General features: G+C 68.0%; 11 protein-coding genes and 3 pseudogenes. 4 read left to right on the forward strand and 10 right to left on the reverse strand.

Annotated features, from left to right (window positions below):
* Window positions 1-151 precede the first annotated feature (151 nt).
* Window positions 152-1450: a S1 family peptidase gene (locus AC0B44_RS09655; RefSeq protein WP_471902678.1), complete on the forward strand. Its 1299-nt coding sequence runs from the start codon at window positions 152-154 to the stop codon at window positions 1448-1450.
* Window positions 1451-1571: 121 nt separating this feature from the next.
* Here AC0B44_RS09655 and AC0B44_RS09660 read toward each other — a convergent pair whose 3' ends face one another.
* Together AC0B44_RS09660 and AC0B44_RS09665 are read right to left on the reverse strand one after the other, a co-directional pair.
* Window positions 1572-2210: a response regulator gene (locus AC0B44_RS09660; protein WP_471902679.1), complete on the reverse strand. Its 639-nt coding sequence runs from the start codon at window positions 2208-2210 to the stop codon at window positions 1572-1574.
* Window positions 2207-3400, reverse strand: a complete 1194-nt coding sequence (locus AC0B44_RS09665; protein ID WP_471902680.1) for a sensor histidine kinase — start codon at window positions 3398-3400, stop codon at window positions 2207-2209. The genes AC0B44_RS09660 and AC0B44_RS09665 overlap by 4 nt, the downstream gene beginning before the upstream one ends.
* A gap of 174 nt (window positions 3401-3574) precedes the next feature.
* Between AC0B44_RS09665 and AC0B44_RS09670 the strand changes: the two genes are divergently transcribed.
* Both AC0B44_RS09670 and AC0B44_RS09675 read left to right on the forward strand, forming a co-directional pair.
* Window positions 3575-4660: an ABC transporter permease gene (locus AC0B44_RS09670; RefSeq protein ID WP_471902681.1), complete on the forward strand. Its 1086-nt coding sequence runs from the start codon at window positions 3575-3577 to the stop codon at window positions 4658-4660.
* A complete protein-coding gene (locus AC0B44_RS09675; RefSeq protein WP_471902682.1) occupies window positions 4657-5346 on the forward strand; it encodes an ABC transporter ATP-binding protein in 690 nt (229 codons plus the stop codon). Before AC0B44_RS09670 ends, AC0B44_RS09675 begins: the two co-directional genes overlap by 4 nt.
* Window positions 5347-5430: 84 nt before the next feature.
* On the opposite strand, the gene AC0B44_RS09680 is transcribed toward AC0B44_RS09675, so the two are convergent.
* A complete protein-coding gene (locus tag AC0B44_RS09680) occupies window positions 5431-6126 on the reverse strand; it encodes a DUF8020 domain-containing protein (protein WP_378528399.1) in 696 nt (231 codons plus the stop codon).
* A gap of 424 nt (window positions 6127-6550) precedes the next feature.
* On the opposite strand from AC0B44_RS09680, the gene AC0B44_RS09685 reads away from it, so the two are divergent.
* Window positions 6551-9910: a (Fe-S)-binding protein gene (locus AC0B44_RS09685; protein ID WP_471902683.1), complete on the forward strand. Its 3360-nt coding sequence runs from the start codon at window positions 6551-6553 to the stop codon at window positions 9908-9910.
* A 120-nt stretch (window positions 9911-10030) separates the two neighbouring features.
* Here AC0B44_RS09685 and AC0B44_RS09690 read toward each other — a convergent pair whose 3' ends face one another.
* The 7 genes and pseudogenes from AC0B44_RS09690 to AC0B44_RS09720 form a co-directional block, all read right to left on the reverse strand.
* A complete protein-coding gene (locus tag AC0B44_RS09690) occupies window positions 10031-11029 on the reverse strand; it encodes an alpha/beta hydrolase (RefSeq protein ID WP_471902684.1) in 999 nt (332 codons plus the stop codon).
* A complete protein-coding gene (locus AC0B44_RS09695; protein ID WP_471902706.1) occupies window positions 11026-12096 on the reverse strand; it encodes a thioesterase domain-containing protein in 1071 nt (356 codons plus the stop codon). Before AC0B44_RS09695 ends, AC0B44_RS09690 begins: the two co-directional genes overlap by 4 nt.
* A 9-nt stretch (window positions 12097-12105) precedes the next feature.
* A complete protein-coding gene (locus tag AC0B44_RS09700) occupies window positions 12106-15621 on the reverse strand; it encodes an amino acid adenylation domain-containing protein (RefSeq protein ID WP_471902685.1) in 3516 nt (1171 codons plus the stop codon).
* A gap of 95 nt (window positions 15622-15716) precedes the next feature.
* Window positions 15717-16740, reverse strand: a pseudogene (locus AC0B44_RS09705) (amino acid adenylation domain-containing protein); the annotation flags it as partial.
* Between the two features lie 53 nt (window positions 16741-16793).
* A pseudogene (locus AC0B44_RS09710) lies at window positions 16794-21096 on the reverse strand (amino acid adenylation domain-containing protein); the annotation flags it as partial.
* Window positions 21097-21144: 48 nt separating this feature from the next.
* Window positions 21145-23289: pseudogene (locus tag AC0B44_RS09715) on the reverse strand (condensation domain-containing protein); the annotation flags it as partial.
* Window positions 23267-25645, reverse strand: coding sequence for an AMP-binding protein (locus AC0B44_RS09720; protein WP_471902686.1), 2379 nt, complete (start codon window positions 25643-25645; stop codon window positions 23267-23269). The gene AC0B44_RS09720 and the pseudogene AC0B44_RS09715, both read right to left, overlap by 23 nt.
* Window positions 25646-25670 lie beyond the last annotated feature (25 nt).

Consider the following 25670-nt stretch of genomic DNA (forward strand, 5'->3'; position numbering starts at 1 on the left):
GGTTGTTCACAACGGCAACATCCGACACACTGGTCGCTTCGAACCAGCTGTGAGTCGTAGCCGTTACCCCTTACGATCGACCGATGCCGGTCCGTTCGGGTCAGCTACCTTTGCGCGCTCGAGCCGCGGAGGGACAACGAGAAAGGTTTTCATGCGACGCACCTTCGCACGACAGGCGGCCGTCATCGGCTCAGCCGCCGTGTTGCTCCTCGGCACCGTAGCCACCGTCGCCCAGGCCGAGCCTGCGCCGGAGCCGGCGCCCGCATTGCCGGCCGAACTGGTCGAAGCGTTGCAGCGGGATCTCCAGATCGGTCCCGAACGTTTCCTTCAGGACGCCGAGCGCAGCCAGCAGTTGGCTCGTTTCGCCGAGAAGGCGCGCGAGCAGTTCGAGAGCGTCTTCGCAGGTGTCTGGCTCGACGAACAGGGCACGCCCATCGTCGGCCTCAGCGAGGGCGAAGAGTTCGACAAGGCCCGCACGGCCGCGGAGGACTCCGGTTTCGTCGTCGAGAAGACCGAGAACAGTGAGAACGCGCTCGAAGACCGGTTGAAAGAGCTCAACGACTGGCTCGAAACGCAGCCCCCCGCGATCGCCGACCTGATCCGCGGTGTCGCCATCGACGTCGTCAACAACGACGTCGTGGTGCGCGCCGAGAACGTCGCGGGGCTCGAGCTCCCGCCGTTCCTCGACGGTGTTCGGGTGCTGTTCGCGCCGACCGAGTTGACGCCGGAGATCACTCCGGAATTCGAGTTCACTGCGGGAATCGCGGCTCCCGACGCCCTGCTCGGCGGAGACGCCTACGCGGCGCTCGGTGCCGGCTCCGGCCTGCGCTGCTCCCTCGGTTTCAACGCCGAGGACGCTTCGGGCAGCCCCGTCAACATCACCGCCGGTCATTGCGATCCGAACCGTTCACAGGCCGGAACCCGCTGGGCGTCCGAGGTGTACCAGCTTCTGGGCGACACGCTCGGCCAGCGTCTCGGAACGTTCGAGAAGACCAGCCTCGACAACAACGACTACGGCATCATCCGGCCGGCAGCCGACGCCGCGGGCAGGTTCGAGAACAACGGCGTGCGCGTCCCCAACGCCGCTCCCCTGCCGATCACCGGCACCGCCGATCCGATCGTCGGAACGCCCGTGTGCAAGTCGGGCCTGCGGACCGGTTACAGCTGTGGTGTCGTGACGTCGTCGCAGCAGAACGTCGAGATCGGCGAGCGCGTGCTCACCAACGGCTTCTCCACGAACCTGTGCGCACTGCAGGGCGACAGCGGCGGAACGCTCGTCACGGGCACCCTCGCCCTCGGCATCTCCAGCGCTTCCAACGTGGGCCAGTACGGCCTGTGCGAGGTGGCCGGATTCGTGAGCAGCCTCCTGGGCGAGACCCCCGAGTTGTTCGCGACGCCGATCAACGCAGTCCTGGCCGAGAACCCCGGCCTGAAGGTCCGCACCTGGTGATCATCGCACCGGTGAGCATTCCTTAGAGACGAGAGGCCCTTCTTCCGATCACGGAAGGAGGGCCTCTTCTCTGTCCGACACTTTCACGATCGGCGACATTCACGGTCGGCTGCATTCACGGTCAGCGACGGATGTAACCGAGTTCGGTGGCCGACGCCACCGCAGCCGTGCGCGACTCGACCCCCAGCTTGGTATAGATACGTGCGAGGTGCGATTTCACCGTGCCCTCGGTGAGATGCAGTCGCTGCGCGATGCGGTGATTGGACAACCCTTCCGCGACCAGCCCGAGCACTTCGGCCTCTCGCGCGGTCAACGAGGTCCCGGGAGCACGCAGCCGATGGACGAGCCGGTCGGCCACCGCCGGAGCAAGAGCGGTCCGGCCGGATGCCGCGGTGCGGATCGCAGCGGCCAATTCCTCCGGAGGCGCGTCCTTGAGCAGATAACCGGTGGCGCCCGCCTCGATCGCAGGCAGAGTGTCGGCGTCGGTGCCGTAGGTGGTGACGATCACGACGTGCGGAGCCCCGGCACGGGCCGTGATCGCGGCCGTCGCGGCAGCACCCGACATCCGCCCGCGCCCGAACTGCAAATCCATCACGACCACGTCGACGTCGGGTGCGGACGCCCGGGCCACGGCCTCCTCGGCGGTCGCCGCTTCGGCCACCACCTCGATTCCCAGCTCCGTCTCGAGGACTGCGCGCAATCCCGCACGGACCACCGGGTGATCGTCGGCGAGCAGTACGCGGATCGGGTCGGCGGTCACGGATGCCTCTCGGAAGGCTGTTCGGAGGGAAGCGGAAGGACGGCGGTGATCGCAGTCCCCTCACCGTCGCCGGATCGCACCGTGAACGTACCTCCCAGGTCCTGCACGCGGGCACGCATCGCCGCCAACCCGAACCCCCCGCTCTCCGGCTCGGGTTCGGGCACCGACGCCGGATCGAAACCCACCCCGTCGTCTGCGATGTGCACCGCGACGCACTCGTCCCCGAACTCGAGGGTCACGTCGACCCCGGTAGCCCGAGAGTGACGGGTGGTGTTCGCGAGCGCCGATTGGGCCACCCGCAGCAACGCGACTTCGTATTCGGTCGGAAGACCGACCGGAGCACCGCGCACGTGGAAGCGGGCGTCGAGGTGATGCAGGTCGGTCGTCGTCGCACACAACCGCTCCAGCGCGCCCGCCAGCGTGGTGCCGTCGAGAGCCGGCGGAGCGAGCGCCGCCACGAACCTTCTCGCTTCTCCGAGGTTTTCCACAGCGACCGAGCGAGCGCGGCCGACATAGCCGGCAGCGACGTCCGTTCGTTCGGGCAGTGCCTGCTCGGCCGCGCGCAGCAAGAGCTGGATGCTCGAAAGCCCCTGTGCCAGCGTGTCGTGGATCTCGCGGGCGAGACGCTCGCGCTCTTCGAGAACCCCCGCACTGTGCTGGGCCTCGGCGAGATCCGCACGCGTGGCCGTCAGTTCGTCGATGAGCATCCGGCGTTGCTCGCTCTCTCGGTACAACGCCTGGTAACCCCACACCACCGCCACTGCCACTGCGGCACCGAGCGACGGTCCTATCGCAGTGGCCGGACTGAAGGCACCCTGGTGGATCGAGAAGCCGACGACGGCTGCCACGGTTGTCAGCAGAACGGCAACGAGCCCGCTCCGCCGCGGCAAGAGGTGGAGTTGCACGAAGTACAGCGGGAACGCCAGCCAGACCGCCTCCGGCGAGAGGGTCAGGAGTACCAGCCAGACGACCCCCACCGCGGAGAGCCACAGCACAGCCGCCGTGTAGGAGCGGCTGACGGCCGGCAGCAGTGGCCCGACGCCATAGGTCGCCGCGGCCACCACCGCGACCACCGCGACGAGTCCGGCGTCGGGTGCCCCATCCGCGAATGCTCGACCGACGGCGAGCGCAAGCAGCCCGACGACCAGCAGATGCAGGCACCACGCCAGGATCCGGACGGTGCGAGTCAACGTATTCACTGTCTGTCGAGACTACGGGCGCCCGGCGACCTGCACATCTGCCGAAAGTTACAACCGATGCCGTCTCCTTCGGCCTGCGAAGTCCTCTCGGATGCCGGATGTCCGACCGCTCCTGCGCAGCAAGAGTGGAAGACACACCGTTTCCCACGAGAAAGCAGCAGCACAGTGTTCGTCGCATGGAGAGACCTGAGATTCGCCAAGGGCAGATTCGCCCTGATGGGATCCGTCGTCGTCTTGATCACCCTGCTGGTCGGATTGCTCTCCGGCCTCACTGCCGGTCTCGGCCGCCAGAACACCTCCGCGATCACGGACCTGCCCGCCGATCACATCGTCTTCGACGCCCCCGCAGACGGGCAGGACCTGTCGTATGCCGAATCGGTCGTCACCGAGAACCAGCTGAGGCGCGTGACGTCCACCGCGGGGGTGAGCAACGCCGAGCCGGTTGGGATCTCCACCGCCAAGGTGATGGCCGGGGATTCGCGCCTCACGGTGTCCGCATTCGGCGTCCGGCCCGGTTCGCCCCTCGTTCCGGACGGTGCGCCGGAGAACGAGGACACAGCAGTACTGACCGCACCTGTCGCCGACGGCCTCGGCGTGGGGCCGGGCGACGCGATCACGGTCGCGGGACGCGAACTGACGGTCGGCGCGGTGCACGGTGACGATTCCTTCGGGCACCTGCCCGTGGTCTGGGTCGATCTGGGTACGTGGCGGGACATCGCACCGTCCGCCGGTACCGGCACGGAACCGACAGCCACGTTCGTTGCGCTCCGCACCACCTCGGATTTCGATGCCACCGCCGCCGACCGCCTCGCGGGGACGACGACGGTCTCGAAGGATGCGTCGTTGTCCGCCATCGGCTCCTATGCCTCGGAGAACGGCTCGCTCCAGTTGATGCGCGGTTTCCTGTTCGCCATCTCCGCACTCGTGATCGGTGCCTTCTTCACCGTGTGGACCATCCAGCGCAGCGGTGACATCGCCGTGCTCGAAGCGCTGGGCGCCCCCGTCGGCCGCCTCGTCCGAGATGCCCTCGGGCAGGCCCTCGTCCTCCTCACGGGGGGTACTGCACTCGGCACCGCACTGGCTGCGGTCGCAGGCGCGGCACTGTCCGGGTCGGTTCCGTTCGCGCTGACACCGGCCACCCTGCTGATACCGGCCGCGGTGATGATCGCGCTGGGTTCGCTCGGTGCGGCCGTCGCCGTTCGCCGCATCACCTCCGTCGACCCCCTCACCGCCCTGGGAAGTGCCAGATGAGTTTGAAGCTGACCGATGTCTCGCTCACCTACGCCGACGGCGACGACCGTGTGCTCGCCTTGGACGACGTCACCCTCGACGTGCCCGCCGGAACCGTCACCGCTGTGGTCGGCCCGTCCGGCTCCGGAAAATCGAGCCTGCTCGCGGTGGCCGCCACCTTGATCGCTCCGGATTCCGGCACGGTGGTGATCGACGGCGTCGACACCGCCGGCCTGTCTCGTGCCCGACTCGCGGAACTGCGTCGGCGCACGATCGGGATCGTCTTCCAGCAGTCGAACCTCGTACCGTCCCTCACGGCTCTCGAGCAGTTGCAGGTGATGGCATGGATCGACGGGCGTTCGACCCGGGAGGCGACGCCCCGCGCGATGGCCCTGCTCGAAGCCGTGGGCATGGTGGATCACGCCGATCGCAGACCGCACGCGTTGTCCGGCGGCCAGCGCCAGCGGGTCAACATCGCGCGCGCTCTGATGAACGAGCCGAACGTGCTTCTCGTCGACGAACCGACCAGCGCCCTCGATCAGGAGCGCGGCGAGGAGATCGTCGACCTGATCACCCGGTTGTCACGGGAGCGGCGCACCGCCACAGTTCTGGTCACGCACGACCGCTCGCTCCTCACCGCCACGGACCGGGTCGCCGAGGTCCACGACGGACGGCTCTCGACCGTCTCCTCCCCTTTGCCCGCGTGAGCCCTCGCGCCGCCTCTCCCCACCACGACAGACAACGGCCCCGTCACCGATGAGGTGACGGGGCCGTTGTCTGTGTGCAGAGTTCTACTTCGCCCACTCGGTGGTGCCGGGAGCCGCCAGAAGCGTCTCGACGACTGCGATACCGGCGATGACCGCTGTCGGACCGCCTGCGACGAAGGCTCCGATCGTGCCGCCGATGCCTGCACCGCCGGCGCACCCGATGATGGTTCCGGCACCCGGAACGATGCTCCCGGGGATGGCTCCCACAACACAACCGATGATGGCGCCGGCGACGGTGCCGATCGCGGTCGCCATACCCAGCTGCGACACGAAGTTCTGCTGTGCCTTGAGGTTCTCGTCGGGCGACGCGACATCCGACAGCTTCAGACCGACAGGCGTGATGCCCATCGCGACCTTGTCTTCGGGCTCGACGGGCGTCGCCTTCGCCGGGTCGACGACCGGAGTGAGGGTGAGGGTCTTGCCGTCCTCGCTGATCTCACGCTCGAACGGAAGCTGCAGATCGCCCAGCTGGACGGCGAGAGGCAGGCTGATGACGGCGTTGCCGTCGTTGTCCTGCAGTTCGACCTGTGTGCCGTCACCGGAGATGCTGAACCCACCCGCGTCGATGACTGTGACAACCGAGTCGCCCTCGGGCCGGACCTCGTAGTTGATCTTGTCTTCGGCCGACGGGGCGGCCGGGGCTGCGTAGGAAGTACCTGCCGCGATCCCCATGGCGGCAGCAGTCATCGTGGCGACGATGGCAAGCTTCTTGAGCTTCATTGAGTTCCATTCTGTGACATGGCGCACGCCCGAGGGACGCCCCCATTTTCCCTGTTCGCGTGGCACACCCAGACCCCCCGACAGCGAACCAATTGTCCGGATGCCACGTCCGCGCCGAATCATAACCGACGTCACATCACATTTGTTATATGAGTTCCATCGCTCGCACCCCGAGCGGAGTGGGTTTCCCGAGGGCGACGGCGATCCCGCGCGCAAGTGCAGTAAGGGGAGCCTGGCTAGAAGAGCCTGGAGGTTTGACCACTAACGTGGCCGGGCACACACATCCCCGCTGCACGAACGTTGTTACCGACCAGTAACCTATCTGGGATCGAATTCAAGTTACCGGTCAGTAACTTCTTCTGCGTTACGATGCGGTGGCTTATACCAGGCGGCTCGGTGCTGCCCCCGACACGAAAGGCCACGTATGAATGCCCTGACGATCACGTTGGGCACGATCGGCGTGCTGCTCAGCCTCGTGTGTTGGTTCGCGTTCATCAGCGGCGCGTGGACGATGGTCAAGACCATCCGGGTCGGCCAACCGGCCCCGGACCGGTGGCGCCCGTTCTTCCCGCGCTTCAAGCAGATGCTCGTCGAGATCATCGCGCACACGAAGATGACCAAGTTCCGTACCGTCGGCTGGGCGCACTGGCTGGTCATGGTCGGTTTCATGCTCGGCGCCATCGTCTGGTTCGAGGCCTACGGCCAGACATTCGACCCGAACTTCCACTGGCCCATCATCGGCGACACGGCCGTCTACCACTTCATCGACGAGATCCTGGGCATCGGCACCGTGATCGGCATTCTGACGCTGATCACCATCCGCCAGCTCAATCACCCGCGTCAGCCCGGCCGGTTGTCGCGCTTCAGCGGTTCCAACTTCAAGGCCGCGTACTTCGTGGAAGCCGTCGTGCTCCTCGAGGGCCTCGGCATGATCCTGGTGAAGGCCGGCAAGATCGCCACCTACGGCGGCGGCCACCTCTCCACCGACTTCTTCACGATGCAGGTCGCGCGGATTCTCCCCGAGAGTCCCGAACTGGTGTCGGTCTTCGCGTTCGTGAAGCTGATGTCCGGCATGGTGTGGCTCTACATCGTCGGCCGCAACATCACGTGGGGTGTCGCATGGCACCGCTTCTCGGCCTTCTTCAACATCTACTTCAAGCGTGAGGACGACGGCGGCGTCGCCCTCGGTGCTGCCCGTCAGATGATGTCGGGTGGCAAGCCCATCGACATGGAGGAAGCGGACCCGGACAAGGACACCTTCGGTGCCGGCCGGATCGAGGACTTCACGTGGAAGGGCTGGCTCGACTTCACCACGTGCACCGAGTGCGGTCGCTGCCAGTCGCAGTGCCCCGCGTGGAACACCGGTAAGCCGCTGTCGCCGAAGCTGCTGATCACGTCGCTGCGCGACCACGGCAACGCCAAGGCGCCGTACCTGCTGGCAGGTGGCCGCAAGGACATCGGCGGCGACGAGATCGGGCTCGTCGACGCGGACGGCAACGTCGACGAAGCCGCACTCGCCAAGATTCCGGCGGGGGCACGCACCGAGGCCGAGCGCAAGCTGGTCGGTGACACCGAGGCGATGGTCGAGGCGGGCGAACTCGCGCCGATCATCGACACGGAAACCCTGTGGAGCTGCACCAACTGTGGCGCGTGTGTCGAGCAGTGCCCGGTGGATATCGAGCACGTCGACCACATCGTCGACATGCGCCGCTACCAGGTGCTCATCGAGTCGGACTTCCCGTCCGAGCTCGCGGGTCTGTTCAAGAACCTCGAGAACAAGGGCAATCCCTGGGGCCAGAACGCCAAGGACCGTCTCAACTGGATCAACGAGATGGAGTTCGACATCCCGGTCTTCGGCCAGGATGCGGAGAGCTTCGAGGGCTACGACTACCTCTTCTGGGTCGGTTGCGCCGGTGCCTACGAGGACCGCGCGAAGAAGACCACGAAGGCCGTCGCCGAGTTGCTCGCGACCGCCGGCGTGAAGTTCATGGTGCTCGGTGCCGACGAGACCTGCAGCGGCGACTCCGCTCGTCGTGCGGGCAACGAGTTCCTGTTCCAGCAGTTGGCGCAGCAGAACATCGAGACCCTCAACGGAGTGTTCGACGGCGTCGAGCAGAGCAAGCGCAAGATCGTCGTCACGTGTGCGCACTGCTTCAACACCCTGAACAACGAGTACCCGCAGGTGGGTGGCTCCTACGAGGTCGTCCACCACACGCAGTTGCTCAACCGCCTGGTCCGCGCGAAGAAGCTCGTGCAGGTCGCGCCCGTCAGCCAGGACGTCACCTACCACGACCCGTGCTTCCTCGGTCGCCACAACAAGGTGTACAACGCACCGCGTGAGCTGATGGAAGCCTCGGGCGCGAAGCTCGTCGAGATGCCGCGTCACGGCGAACGCTCGATGTGCTGTGGTGCCGGTGGTGCCCGCATGTGGATGGAAGAGCGCATCGGTAAGCGCATCAACATCGACCGCGTCGACGAGGCACTCACCACCAACCCCGCCAAGATTGCGACGGGCTGCCCGTTCTGCCGCGTCATGCTCACCGACGGCGTCACCGCGCGTCAGGAGGAGGGCAAGGGCGAGGGTGTCGAGGTCATCGACGTCGCGCAGCTCATGCTCGAGTCCATCTCGCGCGTCGAGGCCGCCAAGCTCAGCGACAACCTCAAGGTCGTCCAGGAGCCGAAGACTGCGATCGAAGCCGAGGAGACCGCCGAAGAGGTCGAGAAGGAGCGTGTCGAGGAGGTCGAGGCGGCAGCCGCGACACCTGCGGCTCCGAAGACCACCGGTGCACCCAAGGCCGGCGGTCTGCAGATGAAGGGCGGTCTCAAGGGACCGGGCGCCAAGAAGACGGCAGCTCCGGCCGCAGCGGCCCCCGCGGCCGAGGCCCCGGCAGCGGAAGCCTCCGAAGCGCCGAAGGCCAAGCCGGGCGGACTGCAGATGAAGGGCGGCCTCAAGGGACCGGGCGCCAAGAAGACGGCAGCTCCGGCGGCATCCGCGAAGGCCGAAGCTCCGGCAGCCGAAGCTCCCGCGGCAGAGACGTCGTCCGCGGACGCCCCCGCGGTCCCGAAGGCGAAGCCGGGCGGACTGCAGATGAAGGGCGGCCTCAAGGGTCCGGGCGCCAAGAAGACAGCGGCACCCGCCGCTGCCAAGGCACCCGAGACGGCCAAGGCACCCGAGACGGCCACGGAGGCTCCGGCCGAGCCGGCTCCCGCGTCGGACTCGTCCGCCACGACGGCAGTCCCGAAGGCGAAGCCGGGCGGATTGCAGCTCAAGACGGGTCTGAAGGGACCGGGTGCCAAGAAGGCGTCGGCTCCCGCGCCTGCTCCGAAGGCCGCTGCCACGGAAGCACCCGTGGAGGCAGTTGCCGAGGCTCCCGCCACCGAGGCACCGGCCACGCCGGCTGCCGAAGCTCCTGCCGAGGAGCCGAAGGAAGCGGCGATCCCGAAGGCCAAGCCCGGTGGGCTTCAGCTCAAGAGCGGCCTGAAGGGACCGGGCGCCAAGAAGACCGCGCCCGCAGCGCCGAAGGTGTCCGAGCCGGTCGTCGACGAGGCACCGGAGGCGGCTACCGCTCCCGAGCCGGAGACCGCACCCGAACCCGAGGCTGCGTCCGAACCGGAAGCTCCGGCGACAACCGAAGCTCCGGCAACGACCGAAGCTCCGGCGACGGCCGAAGTTCCTGAATCGGCCGAGCCGAAGGCTCCGGCAGCGGATATCCCGCCGCCGCCGAAGGCGAAGCCGGGCGGCCTGCAGATCAAGGGCGGCATCCGGCCTCCCGGCCGCAAGTAGGCACCAGCGCAATACGAGCCGAGGCTCGCAACACCTGAGAAGTACACGGTGTTGCGAGCCTCGGCTCTTTCGTACAGAACGTCGTCTGCGGCATCGACCTACGGCGACGCCCGCGGTCTGCTACGCCCCTCGGAGCGACGCCTCGATCTGCGGCCACGACCGCTTCAATTCGTCCTCCCAGTACCCCCAGGAGTGCGTGCCGTCTTCCCGGAAGTGGAAGGTGGCCGGGATATCCAGTTCTTCGAGACGTTCGGCGAGACGCTGCGTGCACAGGTTCGTCGCGGCCTCGATGACCCCGCCCACGAGAACCTGCTCGTGCAATTCCGGCGCCTGGGCCGACCGTGGCAACATCGGATTCTCGTACGGCCCCGGCAGTCCGCTCCCGTTCGAGACGTAGAGGGAGATGCCCCGAAGCCCTTCCGCGTTGACCGTGGGGTCGTGGCGGCGCCACTCGTCGTCGTCGTACGGTCCCCACATGTTCCGGGCATCGGTCTCGCCCATGACCTCGACGACGGTCCGGAGGAACGCCTGCCCCATCGGGTCGCTGGTTTGGGCGCAGCCACTGTACGAGGCGACACCCCGATACAGTCCGGGCGCCTGGATGGCGAGATCGAGGACGGACGTGCCTGCCATCGACAGTCCCGCGATCGCATTGACCCCCGTCGTGTCCAGCGCGCGGTCGACGACCGGCGGGAGTTCCCGGGTGAGGAACGTCTGCCACTTGGCGCGGCCCACCACCGGGTCTTCCTGAATCCAGTCGGTGTAATAGGTGAACATGCCCTGTGCCGGAATCACCACGTTCACGTTCTTGTCGGCGAGGAAGTCGAGGATCTTCGTCTGGTTGAGCCAGTTCGCCCCGTCTTCACCGCCGCCGGCGCCGTTGAGCAGGTACAGCGTCGGCTGCGGCACGCTTGTGTCGGCGGCACGGATCACCTGGAGCGGGATCTCCCGTCCCATCGACGGCGAATACACGTGCATGTCCCAGCGGGCGCCGTCGACCTGCTCGATCCGGGTCTCCCCGCTCCCCAGCGGCGATGCCCCGGCCTGTGTTCCCGGAACGGTGAGCGCGAAAGCTATGACGGCACAGGTTGCGCCACGCCTCAGACGGTTCTTTTTCATCGTGCGAACTGGCCCTGTCGGTCGTCGTCCGATGGAGATGCGAAGACAGTACGCAACACCGGGCCCGCAACCGCAAGTGCGTCGGGCGAAGTCATGCGCCAGTGCGTGACCGGCACTGAACGGTCATGGACGCGACCGCTGACGGCGTCCGCCCATCCGGTGGCACCCCCGCGTCCGTCCTCACCGGCGGAGAAGTACAGAACGTCGCCGTCGAACAGCGAAGGCCGGTGCCGCCCCGCCAACGTCGCATTGTGCTCGGCGGCCGCCGCCAGTTTCCGCACGAGCTTGTCGGTGGCGTCGGCCGTGTTGCCGGTCAGTTCGGCGACCATACGCACGAGGTCCTCGATGCTGCCCGGTTCAGTGCTGCCCGGTCCGGTGTCGTCCGTCTCGAAACCGAACCCGGCGAGCAGATCGGCCATCGGCACCGTCTCCTCGGCGTCTCCGGTACCGGTGTCGAGACCGGCACCGGCGAAACTGTCGAGCATCACCAGCGATTCGACGGTTTCACCGGCGGCCTGCAACTGCACCGCCATCGCCTGGGCGATCACCCCACCCAGCGACCAGCCGAGAAGTCGGTAGGGGCCGTGTTCCTGAACTCGACGGATCTCCTCGACGTACCTGGCCGCGAGGTCGTCGAGTGTCTCGGGGAGATCGTCGAGCGGGGTCTGCAGGCCGTACACCGGTAGTGACGGATCGAGATGGGGAACGAGTGCCGTGTAACACCAAGACAATCCGACGATCGGGTGGACGCAGAACAGCGGCGGGAGGCCACCCTGTTCCCGAATAGGTTGCAGCATCGCAAATTCCGGTCCCGTCGTTTCACCCTGGTCGATCCGCTGCGACAGCGCTTCCACCGTCGAGTGGGAGAACAGCCACTGCAACGGGACAGCAACGCCGAGCGTGTCCCGAATCCGCGCGACGAACCGTGTGGCGACGAGAGACGTACCGCCGAGGGTGAAGAAGTCGTCGTCGAGTCCGGCTCCCTCGAGACCGAGGATCGCAGAGAATGCCTCCGCGACAGCCTGTTCCGTCTCGGACGACGGAGCACGATATTCGTGCGTTCGGATCTCGGGTTGCTACAGCGCCTTTCGATCGAGTTTTCCGTTCGGCGTCATCGGCAGCGATTCCAGCACGACGAACTGTGACGGAACCATGTAGGACGGCAGGGACTTCCCCATTGCAGCACGCAACTGCTGCACATCCGGCTCACCGGTGGGGACGACATAGCCGACGAGTTGATCGGGCCAGGCCACCACGGCCCCGGCGGCTACCCGTTCGCTCGCCCGCAACACCGATTCGATCTCTCCGAGCTCGATGCGTTGTCCTCGCAACTTGACCTGAAAGTCGTTGCGGCCGAGGAACTCGAGTTCACCCCGGTGATTCCGTCGCACCAGATCGCCCGTCCGGTACAGCCGGGTTCCGGGAGCGTCGAACGGGTTCGCCACGAACCGGTCGGCCGTAATGTCTGCCCGACGCGCGTATCCGCGGGCGAGCTGCGCACCCGAAAGATAGAGTTCGCCCACCACGCCGACCGGTACCGGGTGGAGGCGGGTGTCGAGCACCCACGCCCCGGTGTTCCATACGGGTGTACCGATGGGGACGGGTAGCCCGTCGTCGACGGCGCTGCCTGGATGGTGGGTGGCCTGCATCGTGGTCTCGGTGGGCCCGTACAGGTTGTGGACGTCGCACCCGAACAGGCTTCGCGCGCGCTGCGCTGTCGTACCGGCCAGCGCCTCCCCGCCGGTGAACACCAACCGCAACGCCGGCGTCGGAGCATCCGCCACGTCGAGCACCGCGTCGAGGACGGTCGGCACGAACTGTGCGACCGTGACCTCGAACTCCACCAACGCGCGCGCAAGGTAGTCGGGATCCCGATGTCCGTCCGGCGCAGCGACGGCCAGTCGCGCTCCCGTGTGCAAGGGCCAGAACAACTCCCACACCGAGGCGTCGAACGTCAGCGGCGTCTTGAGCAGCACCGTGTCGTCGCCGTCCGTTCGGAATTCCTCCTGCAGCCAGCTCAACTGGTTCACCACCGATGCGTGCGACACCGTCACGCCCTTGGGCCGGCCCGTCGAGCCCGACGTGGAGATGAGGTACGCGGCGTTGTCCGCGTGTAGCGGCGCGCGTCGTTCGTGGTCTCCGATCGGTGCGTCCGAGACGCCGGACGGATCGACGGTGCCGAGGTCCACCACGGTGCGGTCGCCGTAGGCATCGGGACTCCCCGACGACAGCACGAGCACCGGATCTGCGAGGTCGAGCACGTACGAGGTCCGTTCGGCCGGTTGCCCGGGATCGAGAGGAACATATGCACCACCGGCGGCAATCACCGCGTGGACGGCGATCACGGCGTCGATCGAACGTTCCATCGCGACCGCGACGCTCGCATCCGGCCCGATGCCCAGCGACACGAGGTGTCGCGCAAGACGGTTCACCCGCGACGCGAACTCGGCGTAGGTGTACGACACCGTGCCGTCCGTCACCGCGACCGCGTCCCGAGACTGCACAGCCTGTGCGTCGAGCCACTCCGGAAGAGTGGCGAACCCGGCCTGGGTGCGCACACTCGGCAGGCCGAGTGCCCGAAGCAACGAATGCTCGTCCGGTGCCAGCCAGTCCAGATCGCCGACCGGCGTCGCCGGATGGTGCGCCACCGCGCCGAGGATCCGGACGACGCGATCAGCGATGGCGACGACCGTGGTTTCGTCGAACAGGTCTGTGGCATAGGTCCACGTCATGGCGATGCCCGCAGGGTCCCCCGTCTCGGAGAACGCTTCGTGTGCGGTGATCTGGAGATCGAACATCGCCCGGTCGAGGGGAGCTTCGACGGGCTCTATCCGGACGTCGCCCAGACGGAAGTCGCCGGCTTGCATGTTCTGGAGTGTCAGCATGACCTGGAACAGCGGGTTGCGTGCCTGCGACCGCGGGGGTGCCAGCACCTCGACCAGCCTCTCGAACGGCACGTCGGCGTGCGCGAAGGCGTGCAGATCGACCTCGCGGACAGATCGGAGCAGGTCGGTGAACGGCATTCCGGGATCGACTGCGGTACGCAGCACCAGGGTGTTGACGAACATGCCGACGAGGTCGTCGAGGGCGGCGTCGCCACGACCCGCGACCGGAGTGCCGAGTGCGATGTCGGACGAGCCGCTGAGCCGCGAGAGCGCCACCGCCGTCGCGCTGTGCAGCACCATGAACAACGTCGCCCGGTGGGTTCCGGCGAGCGCGAGCAGCGCGGCGTGGAGTGTCCCGTCGAGCGTCACCGCGTGCGACGCGCCTCGGTGCGACGCCACCTGGGGGCGTGGTCGATCCCACGGAAGTTCGAGCTGATCCGGCAGGGACGCCAGAGTCTCGGTCCAGTAGGCGATCTGCTTTGCCATGATGCTGCCGGGATCGTCTTCGGATCCGAGCACCGTCCGCTGCCACAGCGCGTAGTCCGCGTACTGCAACGGCAGGGGTGCCCACGCGGGCGGGTTGCCCTCGACCCGCGACACATACGCCGTCATCACGTCCCGGGTGAGCGGGCCCATCGAGAATCCGTCACCGGCGATGTGGTGGAGCACGAAGACGAGAACGAACTCCGCGGGTCCGGGCCGGAACAACCGCACCCGGATCGGTACCTCGGCGGTCACATCGAAACCAGCCGCGACGAATTCGGCGACCACCGCGGCCACCTCGTCCACATCGACCGGTACGGGCGTCAGGTCCGCCTCCACCTCGGAGGGTGCGAGCACCTGCTGGATGCCCGAGCCCTCGACCTCGGGGTACACCGTCCGCAGCACCTCGTGTCGCGCCAGCACATCCTCGAGCGCTGCCTGCAGCGCGGTGACGTCGAGGTCGCCCGACAGCCGGAGCGCTGCCGGGACGTTGTAGGTGGCGGAAGCCGGATCGAATCGGTTGAGGAACCACAGCCGCTGCTGTGCGAGCGACAGCGGAACGCGCTCGGGGCGTGGACCGGCCGTGAGCGCGGGCCGCGCACCGGCGCCAACGGTCGGTGCCACGGCCTCCGCGAGCGCCACAACGGTGGGGTCCTCGAAAACGGCGCGCACCGGCACGGTCGTGTCGAGTGCGGCGCCGAGGCGTGCGGCCAACTGCGTGGCACTGAGGGAATTACCTCCGAGGGCGAAGAAGTCGTCGTCGAGACCGACGCGCCCGATGCCGAGCAATTCGGCGTAGACGGTGGCGACGGTCTGCTGGACGGAATCCTCCGGCGCGCGGAAAACCGTCGCTTCGAAGCCCGGCACGGGCAGCGCTTTCCGGTCGAGCTTGCCGTTCGCGGTGATCGGCAGCGCATCGAGGACGAGTATCTGCGCGGGCACCATGTACGACGGCAGTTCGTCCGCGATCCGGTCGCGGAGCAACTGCGGGTCTGCGGTGTTGCCCTCGGCGGGAACGACGTACCCGATGATCCGGTCGCCGGTTCGGGTGTCGCTGTGCAGCACGACGACGGCCTGCGCGACCCCGTCGGTGCGGGTGAGGACGGCTTCGATCTCGCCGAGTTCGATGCGCAGTCCGCGCACCTGCACCTGGGCGTCGCGTCGCCCGACGAAGTCGAGCTCCCCGGCGGCGGTGCGACGCACCAGATCCCCTGTCCGGTACATCGATCCGCCGGTGTAGGGGTTGGCGACGAAGCGTGCCGCGGTGAGTTCCGGGCGGCGGTGGTAACCGCGGGCGAGCCCGGCTCCGGACAGGTACAGCTCACCGCGGCGTCGACGGACGGATGCCCGGACAGGACGGCGTCGATTTCGGACAGCTCGATTCGGTGGCCGCGGACCTTCACCTGGAAGTCGTTGCGTCCCAGGTATTCCAGTGTTCCGTCTGCGGTCTTCCGGACGCGGTCACCCGTCCGGTACATGAGTCCGCGCCCGATCGGATCGGCGACGAACCGAGTTGCGGTGAGCTCCGCGCGATCGTGATAGCCCCGCGCGAGACCCGCGCCGGATACGTACAGTTCGCCCGGCACTCCGGTGGGCACCGGCTGCAACCGGTCGTCGAGAACCATTGCGGACGTGCCGAGGACGGCACGCCCGATGCGCACCGGTTCTCCCGGCGTCATCGGGCCGAAATGCGTTGCCATGATGGTCGACTCGGTAGGGCCGTAGGCGTTGAACATCGCGCGTCCCGGCGCCCACCGTGTCACGAGCGACGGTCCCGCATGCTTCGCCGCCGACGACGACCACACGGACGTGGGGCAACGTCGCGGGATCGAGTGTCGCCAGCGCCGCGGGGGTGAGGAACAGATGGGTCACGCCGGTGCCGGCGAGCACCGTCTCGAGTTCGGTGCCGCCGTAGATTCCGGTGGGGACGAGCACGAGCGTCGCTCCTCCACCGATCGCCATCAGCAGTTCGAGCAGCGATGCGTCGAAACTGGGTGACGCGAATGCCGCGACGCGGTCACCGGGCCGGACGCCGTAGTGGCGTTGCTGCTCGGCGACGAACGCCGCGAGGCCGCGGTGGGTGACGACCACGCCTTTGGGCACGCCTGTGGAACCGGAGGTGTAGATCAGGTAAGCGGGGTGGTCGGGGTGTGGCTCGCGCGCGGGGACGGGCCGGTCGTCGTCGGTCTGCGCGGCGGCGTCGAGCCACCGCACGTCGTCGGGCAGGGCGTTGCGGTGTGCGTCGGTGGTGAGGCCGAGCCGGACGCCGGAGTCGGTGAGCATGTGCGCGATGCGAGCCGCCGGATACGTCGGGTCGACAGGCAGGAACGCGGCGCCTGTGCGACGGCCGACCCCAGCACCCGCACGTAACGGTCGACCAGCATTGCGGCAGTGGCGTCTTCGAACAGGTCGCGGGCAAAGGTCAGCGTGACGGTCGCATGCCGCTCGTGCTCGGTGACTGCGAATTCGAGATCGAACTTGGCGACTCCGAAATCGACCGGCAGCACCTCGATGTCGAGACCGGGCAGCGTCACCGCACCGGGCTGCGGTACGTCGAGTGCGAGCACCGTCTGGAACAGCGGTTGGTGCGACGTCGAGCGCGCCGGAGCGACTGCCTCGACGAGTTGCTCGAACGGGAGATCGGCGTGGGAGTACGCGGCAAGATTGTTGTCGCGCACCGCGGTCAGGACCGCGGCGAACGAGAGCGAGGCGTCGAACCGGGTGCGCAACGGAAGGGTATTGACGAACATGCCCACCACGTCGTCGAGGTCGCGACGGCCGCGACCGGCGACCGGCGTGCCGACGGTGACGTCGTAGGTTCCGCTGGTCCGGGCGAGCAGTACCGCAAGGGCGCTGTGCAGCACCATGAACAGCGACGCGTCGTGTTCTCTCGCCAGTTCTGCCGCGCGGGCATACACCGGCGCGGACACGTCGACGGTGACCGTGCCGCCCCGGAACGAGGGGACCGCCGGTCGACGGTGGTCGGCACGCAGGTCCAGGACCTCGGGGGCACCCGCGAGGGCGTCTCGCCAGAACGCCAGTTGACGGGCCGCCACCGAGTCGGAGTCGGCGGTGCTGCCGAGAAGTCCTTGCTGCCACAGTGCGTAGTCGGCGTACCCGACCGGCAACGGCTCCCACGCCGGTGCGGCACCGGCGCTGCGGGCACCGTAGGCGGCGACCAGATCGCGGGCGAGGACTTGCATCGACCAGCCGTCGATCGCGATGTGGTGCACCACGAGAGCGAGAACGTGCCGGTCGGCATCTTCGCGGAGGACCTCGAGTGCGAGGGGGATCTCGCGGGTGACGTCGAAGCCGCGGGCGACGACCTCGAGCAGCGGCTCGTCGAGCGTGCCGTGCACGTCCTCGACGGTCAGCGGTAGTGCGTCGAGCGCGGCGGCGACCGACAGGATCTCCTGGCGGGGACCGTCGCCGTGGTCCGGGTAAAGGGTGCGCAGCGTCTCGTGCCGGTCGACGATGCCGGTGACGGCACTGCGCAGCGCGTCGATGTCGAGCGTGCCGGTCAGTCGTAACGCGACCGCCACGTTGTAGGCACCCGATCCGGGGTCGAAGCGGTTGACGAACCACATGCGCGCCTGCGCCGGTGAGAGCGGGATGTGCTCGGGGCGCGGTCCTGCGACGAGCGCCGGGCCCACCTGCCGATCCTGCTGTCTGTCGATAAGGGTGGACAGGCCGCCCACCGTGGCGTTGTCGAACAGATCGCGGATCTGCAGCCGGGTACCGAAGGTGTCGTCGAGCCGGGCGAGCAGCCTGGTCGCGGTCAGCGAGTTACCGCCGAGGTCGAAGAAGTTCGCCGTCGCGCCGAGGCCGTCGCGTCCCAGCACGTCGGCCACGATCGCCGCCACCGTCTCCTCGGTCGCGGTCGCCGGGGCGACATACTCGGCACCGGAGCCGAATTCCGGTGCGGGAAGGGCTTTGCGGTCGAGCTTGCCGTTGGAGGTCACCGGCAGCGCTTCGAGCACCATCGCGACGGTGGGAACCATGTGACGCGGGAGGCGCGCTGCGGCGTGCGCGAGGACAGTCTCGCTGTCCACGGCACCGACCACGTACGCGACGAGGTGTTCCCCGGCGGCGTTGTCGCGATGCAGCGCGACCACCGCCTGTGCGACGGCGTCGTGTTCGAGCAGCGCGGACTCGATTTCTCCGAGTTCGATGCGCTGGCCCCGGAGTTTCACCTGGAAGTCGCTGCGACCCACGTACTCGAGGACACCGTCGGTGCGCCACCGCACCACGTCACCGGTGCGGTAGAGACGCGCTGGGCCGGACGGGTCGGCGACGAATCGCCCTGCCGTCAGCCCGGGTGCCGCGTGGTATCCGCGAGCGAGTTGCACTCCCCCGAGATACAGCTCACCCTCGACACCCACCGGAACCGGCTGCAGCCGCGAGTCCAGCACGCGCACAGTCGTATTCCAGACGGGCGCTCCGATGGGCACCGGGTTCTCCCCGGCGACCGTCGGATGGGCGGTGACGTCGACCGCGGCTTCCGTCGGTCCGTAGAGGTTGTGGAGTGCCGCGCCGACGCTGTCGGCGAACCGTGCGACGGTGGTGGCGGGCAGTGCCTCCCCGCTGGTGAACACCTGCCGGATGCTGCCGCAACGCCCGAGATCGGCACCCGCGAGGAAGACCTCGAGCATGGACGGCACGAAATGCAATGTCGTGACGTCGTATTCGTCGATGATGCGGGAGAGGTAGCGCGGGTCGCGGTGCCCGTCCGGGCTCGCGAGCACCACCGAGGCGCCGGTGAGCAACGGCCAGAACAGCTCCCACACCGACACGTCGAAGGTCGCGGGAGTCTTCTGCAGCACCACGTCGTCGACCGTGAGCGGATAGGTGTCCTGCATCCACAGCAGACGGTTGACGATGCTGCGGTGCGAGATGGCCACGCCCTTGGGGCGTCCGGTGGACCCGGACGTGAACAGCACGTACGCCAGGTCGTCGGGGTGGAGCCGCACGGCGGTCGAGATCGGTGAGCGGCGCGTCGGAGAACCCGGCCGTGTCCGGCAGAGCGGAGAGCACCCGGGCCGGGGCAGCCGTATCGAGCACGTGAGCGGTTCGCGCCGCCGGTTGTTCGGGGTCGATCGGCACGTACGCGGCACCGGTGGTGACGACGGCGTGAATCGCGGTGAACTGGTCGAGCGACCGCGGCATCGCGACGCCCACCAGGTCACCGGGGCCGATACCGTCGGCGACGAGAGCACGCGCGAGGCGGTTGACCCGCGACGCGAATTCCGAATAGGACAGAGCAGGAACGCCCTCGACGAGGACGGCGCGCGCGTCCGGTGTCCGCTGCGTTCGGTGCGCAACAAGATCCACGAGTGTCGCGAGCGGCAGGTCCCGCTCGGGGCCGCGTTCGAATCCGGCGACGGTGTCTCGTTCGCCGGGCAGGAAGACGTCGACGTCCCCGACCCGCGTGTCGGGCCGGGTCGCCACGGTCTCGAGCACTCCGACGAGTCGCCGCGCGATGCGCTCCACGGTGGCGCGGTCGAACAGGTCGGTGCGGTAGCGCACGCTCAGCCGCAACCGCGGTTCCAGGATGGCCATCACGGTGAGCGGGTAGTGGGTGGCGTCACGGGCGTCGATACCGGTGACGCGCATGCCGGCGAAGTCGGTGGTCTCGTCGAAACCGGCGCGGTCGACGGGGTACGACTCGAAAACAGTGAGGGTGTCGAACAGGGTTCCGGCACCGATGTTCTGCTGGATGCTGCCCAGACCCACGTGATGGTGGTCGAGCATCGACACCTGCGTGTCCTGCACGCTGCGAAGCACGTCGGCGACGGTGTCGCCGGGCTCGAGCCGTACCCGGACCGGCACGGTGTTGATGAACAGGCCCAGCATGTTCTCGACACCGGGCAGTTCGGCGGGGCGGCCCGAGACGGTCGCGCCGAAGACCACATCCGAACGCGTGAGCATCCGGCCCAGGACGAGTGCCCACGCGACCTGGACGAGCGTGTTGACGGTGACCCCGGTATCCCGCGACTGCTCGGTGAGGGCGGTGAGCAACTCGTCGGTCAGGTCGAGGTCGATCTCGCCGGGGTTGTCCTCGAAGGACGCTTCCGCGTTCGGTGCCACGAGCGTCGGCTCGGTGACGCCGGCGAGCAACTCGCTCCATGCCCGCAACGATTGGTCGGCGTCCTGCTCGCGCCACCACCGGAGATAGTCCCGGTACGGCACAGGCTCGGTGAGCGCATCCCGGGATATGTAGTGGGTGAGGATCTCTCGTACGAGAAGTGGCATCGACCAGCCGTCGAGCACGAGGTGGTGGTTGGTGAGCACGAGCGTCGCGCGGTCGTCGGTGCGGACGAGTACCGCCCGCAGCAACGGGGGCCGGGCGGGGTCGAACGGTGCCGCCCGCTCGGCGTCGAGAACGTCGGCGGCCGAGCACCCGTCGGCGTGCACCTCACGCCACGGCACCTCGACACGGTCGAGGACGATCTGCACCGGGTCGCCGGTCTCGTCGTGGACGAACGCGGTGCGCAGGTTGGCGTGCCGCGCGACGACCGCGTCGACGGCGGCGCGCAGTCGGCCTCCGTCCACGGCACCGCCCAGTTCGAGGCTCAATTGCGCGACGTAGACGTCGAGCGAACCGGCGGCGAGCCGGGTGTGGAACAGCAGGCCCGCCTGGAGCGGTGGCAGCGGCCAGATGTCCTCGACGGCGGTGAATTGCGATTCCCACTGCTCGATCTGCCGCTGACGAACCGAGACGAGCGGAAGGTCGGACGGAGTGAGACCACCCGCGTCGGCGTGCTCGACGTGTGCGGCGAGGCCGGTGAGAGCGTCGAGCCACAGTTCGGCGAGTTCGGCGACGTGCTCTGCGGAAACTACGCGCGGCACATACGCGAACGACGCAGTCAGATGCGGCCCGTTCGGGCCGTCGACCACCATCGCGTTGATATCGATCGCGGCTGCGGCAGCGAGCGCAGAGGCCCGGTTGGGATCGAGATCGACGTCGTCGGGCACCCAGCCGATGTCACGAATCTCGACAGGGATGTGTCCGGAGGTCAGGCGGCCGAGATAATTGAACGACAGTTGCGCGACAGGCAGTTCGGCGAGCACCGGGCCGGTCTCGCGATCGAGGTGCCGCAGTACGCCGTAGCCGATGCCGTGGTTCGGCACGGCGGCGAGTTGTTCCTTCACGGACTTGATCGCGGCACCCGCGCCGGATCCGCCGTCCGGTGCGTGGTCGAGGTCGCCGGGGACGGACAGACGCACCGGGTAGGCGGTGGTGAACCATCCGACGGTGCGGGCGAGGTCAGCAGGACCGACGGCCTCGGGATTACGGCCGTGCCCTTCGAGGGTCAGTAGTACCCCCGAGTTGTCGGCACCGCTGTCCCAGCGTGCGACGGCGAGCGTGAGAGCGGTGAGCAACCCGTCGGCCGCGCCGCTCCGATAGAGCGCCGGCAGTGCGGTCAGGACCGCGTCGGTGACTGCGGGATCGGCGTCGACACGGATGCGGCGGGTGGCGGCGAGAGTGTCGAGGGCCGGGTCGAGCGGCGCGACGCCGGACAGCGGACGTGCATCGGCGAGAGTGTGCTGCCAATATCCGAGTTCGTCGGCGAACATACCGTCGCGCGCGGCGTCGTGCAGTGCGTGCGCCCAGCGGCGGAACGAGGTCCCCGCTTCCGGCAGCGCAGGCTCCTGGGCGGCCGCCACCTGCATCCATGCCTGGGCGAGATCGGGCAGCAGCACCCGCCAGGACACTCCGTCGACGACGAGGTGGTGCGCGACGAGGAGCAGTTTGCCCTTCGTGTCCGGGGCTTCGACGTCGAACCACACGGCCTGCAACATCACGCCGGCAGCGGGATCCAAAGCTGCTGCGGCACTGTCGCAACGAGATTCGATCAGATCGTCGATGTCCGCGATTCCCGCGACCGGAACGCGGGTGACAAGGGTGCCGGCGTCGGCGGCGTCGGCGGAGACTTCCCAGGTCACGTGGCGCATCGCCGAACGCAGCATGTCGTGGCGCTCGAGCACGGCGCCGAGTGCCGCGGAAAGCTGGCCGTCGGTGAGATTCGCGGGCGTGGTGACGAGCACGGCCTGGGCGAATGTGGAAAAGTCTCCGCGCCCGAGTATTTCGCGCACGATGGGCGTCAACGGGATCTCGCCGGCACCGCCGCCGGGCAGTTCTGCCATGGCAGGGGCCGCGGACACGCTCGTGGCAACCCGGGCGAGTGCCGCAATCGTTTTGTGCTCGAAGATCTGTCGCGCCGTGAGGTGCAGTCCGAGGTCCTTGGCGCGGGCGGCGAACTGCATCGCCACGATGCTGTCCGCGCCGAGGGCGAACAACGAATCGTCGACGCCCACCCGCTCGACGTCGAGCAACCCGACCGCCAGTTCGGCGAGGGCGATCCCGGAATCGGTCTGCGGAGCGCGGAATTCGGCGGAGGCAAATTGCGGTGCCGGCAGCGCCGCACGGTCGAGTTTGCCCGCAGATGTCACCGGTATGTGGTCGAGTTCCATCATCGCCGCGGGCACCATGTGCGACGGCAGCATCCGGGCCACACCGTCGAGGAGGGCTGCGGCGTCGAAGCGGTGGTCCGGTTCCATCCGCACGTACGAGATCGGCACGCTCGAACTGCCGGTGTCGTGAACGACCGATGCGGCGTAATCCACGCCCGGTTGCTCGAGCAGTGCCGCGTCGATCTCGCCGAGTTCGATGCGGAATCCGCGAATCTTCACCTGGAAGTCGGATCGCCCGAGGAACTCGAGTTCGTGGTCGGCGGTCCAGCGCACGTCGTCACCTGTGCGGTACAGACGACCGCCGGGCTCGAAGGGGTTGGCCACGAACCTGTCTGCCGTCTGTCCCGGCCGGCCGTGGTAACCGCGCGCCAGCCCGGGCCCACCGATGTACAGCTCACCGACGAACCCGACGGGCACAGGACGCAACCTGCGGTCGAGAACAACCGCGACGACACCGTCGAGGGGCCGGCCGATCGTGATCGGACCCCCCCGGTTTCAGCGGCGCCCCCGCGGTGACGACGATCGTCGTCTCGGTCGGACCGTAACTGTTGGTGAACCGGCTGACCACCCCGAAGCGGTCGACGAGGTCGGGAGTACAGACGTCTCCGCCCACCACGACGGCTTCGAGGTCGTCCAGGCCTGTGGGATCGACGGTGGTCAGTACCGTCGGCGCCGAGACGATGTGAGTGACACGCCGGCTGCGTAGCAGATTGGCGAGGTCGTCACCGCCGAGGACGTCCGGTGGGGCGATCACCATCGCCGCTCCCGCGCTGAAGGCCTGCAGCATTTCGAAGATCGACGCGTCGAAACTCGCCGACGAGAAGCGCAGCATCCTCGACGACGGGGTGAGGCCGAGTTCGGGTCGCGCTTCGGCTTCGAAGGCGGCGAGCCCGGCGTGGGTGACCACCACACCCTTCGGCGTGCCCGTCGAGCCGGACGTGTAGATCATGTACGCGGGGTGCTCGGGTCGCGCCGGAACGACGGGCGGCGACTCCACGGCGGGGTGCTCGTCGTCGACCGCGAGCCAGCGCGGACCGGTGGGCAGGCCGGAGATCCGGTCGCGCACGGTGACGGCGAGACTCGCCCCGGAGTCGCGGATCATGTAGGCGAGACGCTCCGCGGGCAACGCCGGGTCGATCGGCACGAACGACGCCCCGGTCTTCGCGACCGCCCACAGGGCGATCAATGCTTCGGCACTGCGTTCCATGCTGAGCACCACGTAGGTCTCCGGGGCGGCGCCGGCGTCGGCCAGGACCCGCGCGAACCGGTCGGACCGTTCGTCGAGGTCGCGGTAGGTCAGCTTCCGGTCTCCGTCGAGGACCGCGACACCGTCGCGATTGCGACGCACCCCCTCGGCCAGCAACTCCGGAATCAGACGAGTCGGGCGCGGTGGACGCCCACGGAACGGGACGAGGGTGGCCCGTTCGTCGTCGTGCAGCACGTCGAGTGTGCCCACCGCGCCGTCACACTCCGCGAAATCGGCAAGGAACTCGACGAATCGACTGTGGTGCGAGCGCAATTCGTCGCCGGAGTACAGATTCGGGTTGGCTTCGAGGTCGATGTGTGCCGGATGGCCGGGTTGGCTCGGATAGATGTTGAGCGAGAGGTCTTCGACCGGACCGGTGCTGAGCACGTGGAGACGACCGACGAGATCGCCGAGAAGGATCTCGGTGCCGAACATCATGATATTGACTGCGGGACCGAAGAAGCCGCGGTCGGCACCGCCTCTTCCGTTGTCGCGTCGCATGTCCTCGTGCCGGTACCGCTGATGCCGCAGTGCTCCGGTGAGTTCGAGTTGCACACGTATCGTGATGTCGGGAGCGGTGTCTGCGGGATCCACGGACACGCGGATCGGTACGACGTTGGAGACCATGCCGCCGGAGCGGCGCAACTTGACGGTCGTACGCGCCGAGACGGGCAAGCTGAGCACGATGTCGGCTTCACCGGTGACCCGGGCGAGGAACGCGGCGAAGGCTGCGATGACCACACTTGCGAAGGTGGCCTGCTCGTCGCGGGCGACGACCTTTTCGACGGACGCCGACACCTCGCCGGGCAGCGGTGCGCTGTAACGGACCGGATGAGGGCCGACCGGGGCCGCACGGCCGGAGAGCCCGATCGGATGCGGCAGGTCGCGGACCCGATCGGCCCAATACCCTCGGTCGGTCTCGAAACGGCGGGATTCCCGGTAGCGGTTCTCGTCCTCGACGATCTCGTGGAGCGCACTGACGGGGAACGACGCGGGTTCGCGGCCTTCCTTGGCGGCGGTGTACCGCTCGGCGATGCGGTTGCTGAAGGTCGTGGCACCGAATCCGTCCAGCACGACGTGGTGGATCCGCGTGTAGACGAAGTACCGGGCGTCGGCGATGCGCAGAATCGCGCACACGATGAGCCGGTCCTCGAGCATGTCCAGCGGGGTCTGGTATTCGGCTCGCATCCACGCGAGGGCAGCCGCCTCCGGATCGGGGCTCTCACGCAGGTCGAGGACGGTCGCCCGATCGTTGAGATCGGGATCGATCACCTGGTAGGGCTGCCCGTCGTGCTCGAACAACCGGAGCATTGCGGTGCCGATTTCGCGACCGGTGGCCGCGCCCGCGTCGGCGAACGCGTCGACGTCGAGATCACCGTGGACGTCGATGTACTGGGCGATGGTGAGCGGGATGTCGCCGAGTAGGTGCTGGGCGAACCAGATCCCGCGCTGCGCCGAAGAGAGCGGAAATCCGGACTGCGGTGCGTCGTCGACGAGCCCCGGCTCGCGCGTTCGCTCGTGCTTCACTCGACTCCCGACGTCGTGAACTAAA

The sequence above is a fragment of the Rhodococcus sp. NPDC019050 genome (assembly GCF_055664235.1).

Coding starts and splice junctions, on each gene's coding strand:
- AC0B44_RS09700 (WP_471902685.1), bottom strand. CDS start 15,621: ATGTACCGGACAGGGGATCTGGTGCGTCGCACCGCCGCCGGGGAGCTC.
- AC0B44_RS09655 (WP_471902678.1), top strand. CDS start 152: ATGCGACGCACCTTCGCACGACAGGCGGCCGTCATCGGCTCAGCCGCC.
- AC0B44_RS09685 (WP_471902683.1), top strand. CDS start 6,551: ATGAATGCCCTGACGATCACGTTGGGCACGATCGGCGTGCTGCTCAGC.
- AC0B44_RS09680 (WP_378528399.1), bottom strand. CDS start 6,126: ATGAAGCTCAAGAAGCTTGCCATCGTCGCCACGATGACTGCTGCCGCC.
- AC0B44_RS09675 (WP_471902682.1), top strand. CDS start 4,657: ATGAGTTTGAAGCTGACCGATGTCTCGCTCACCTACGCCGACGGCGAC.
- AC0B44_RS09690 (WP_471902684.1), bottom strand. CDS start 11,029: ATGAAAAAGAACCGTCTGAGGCGTGGCGCAACCTGTGCCGTCATAGCT.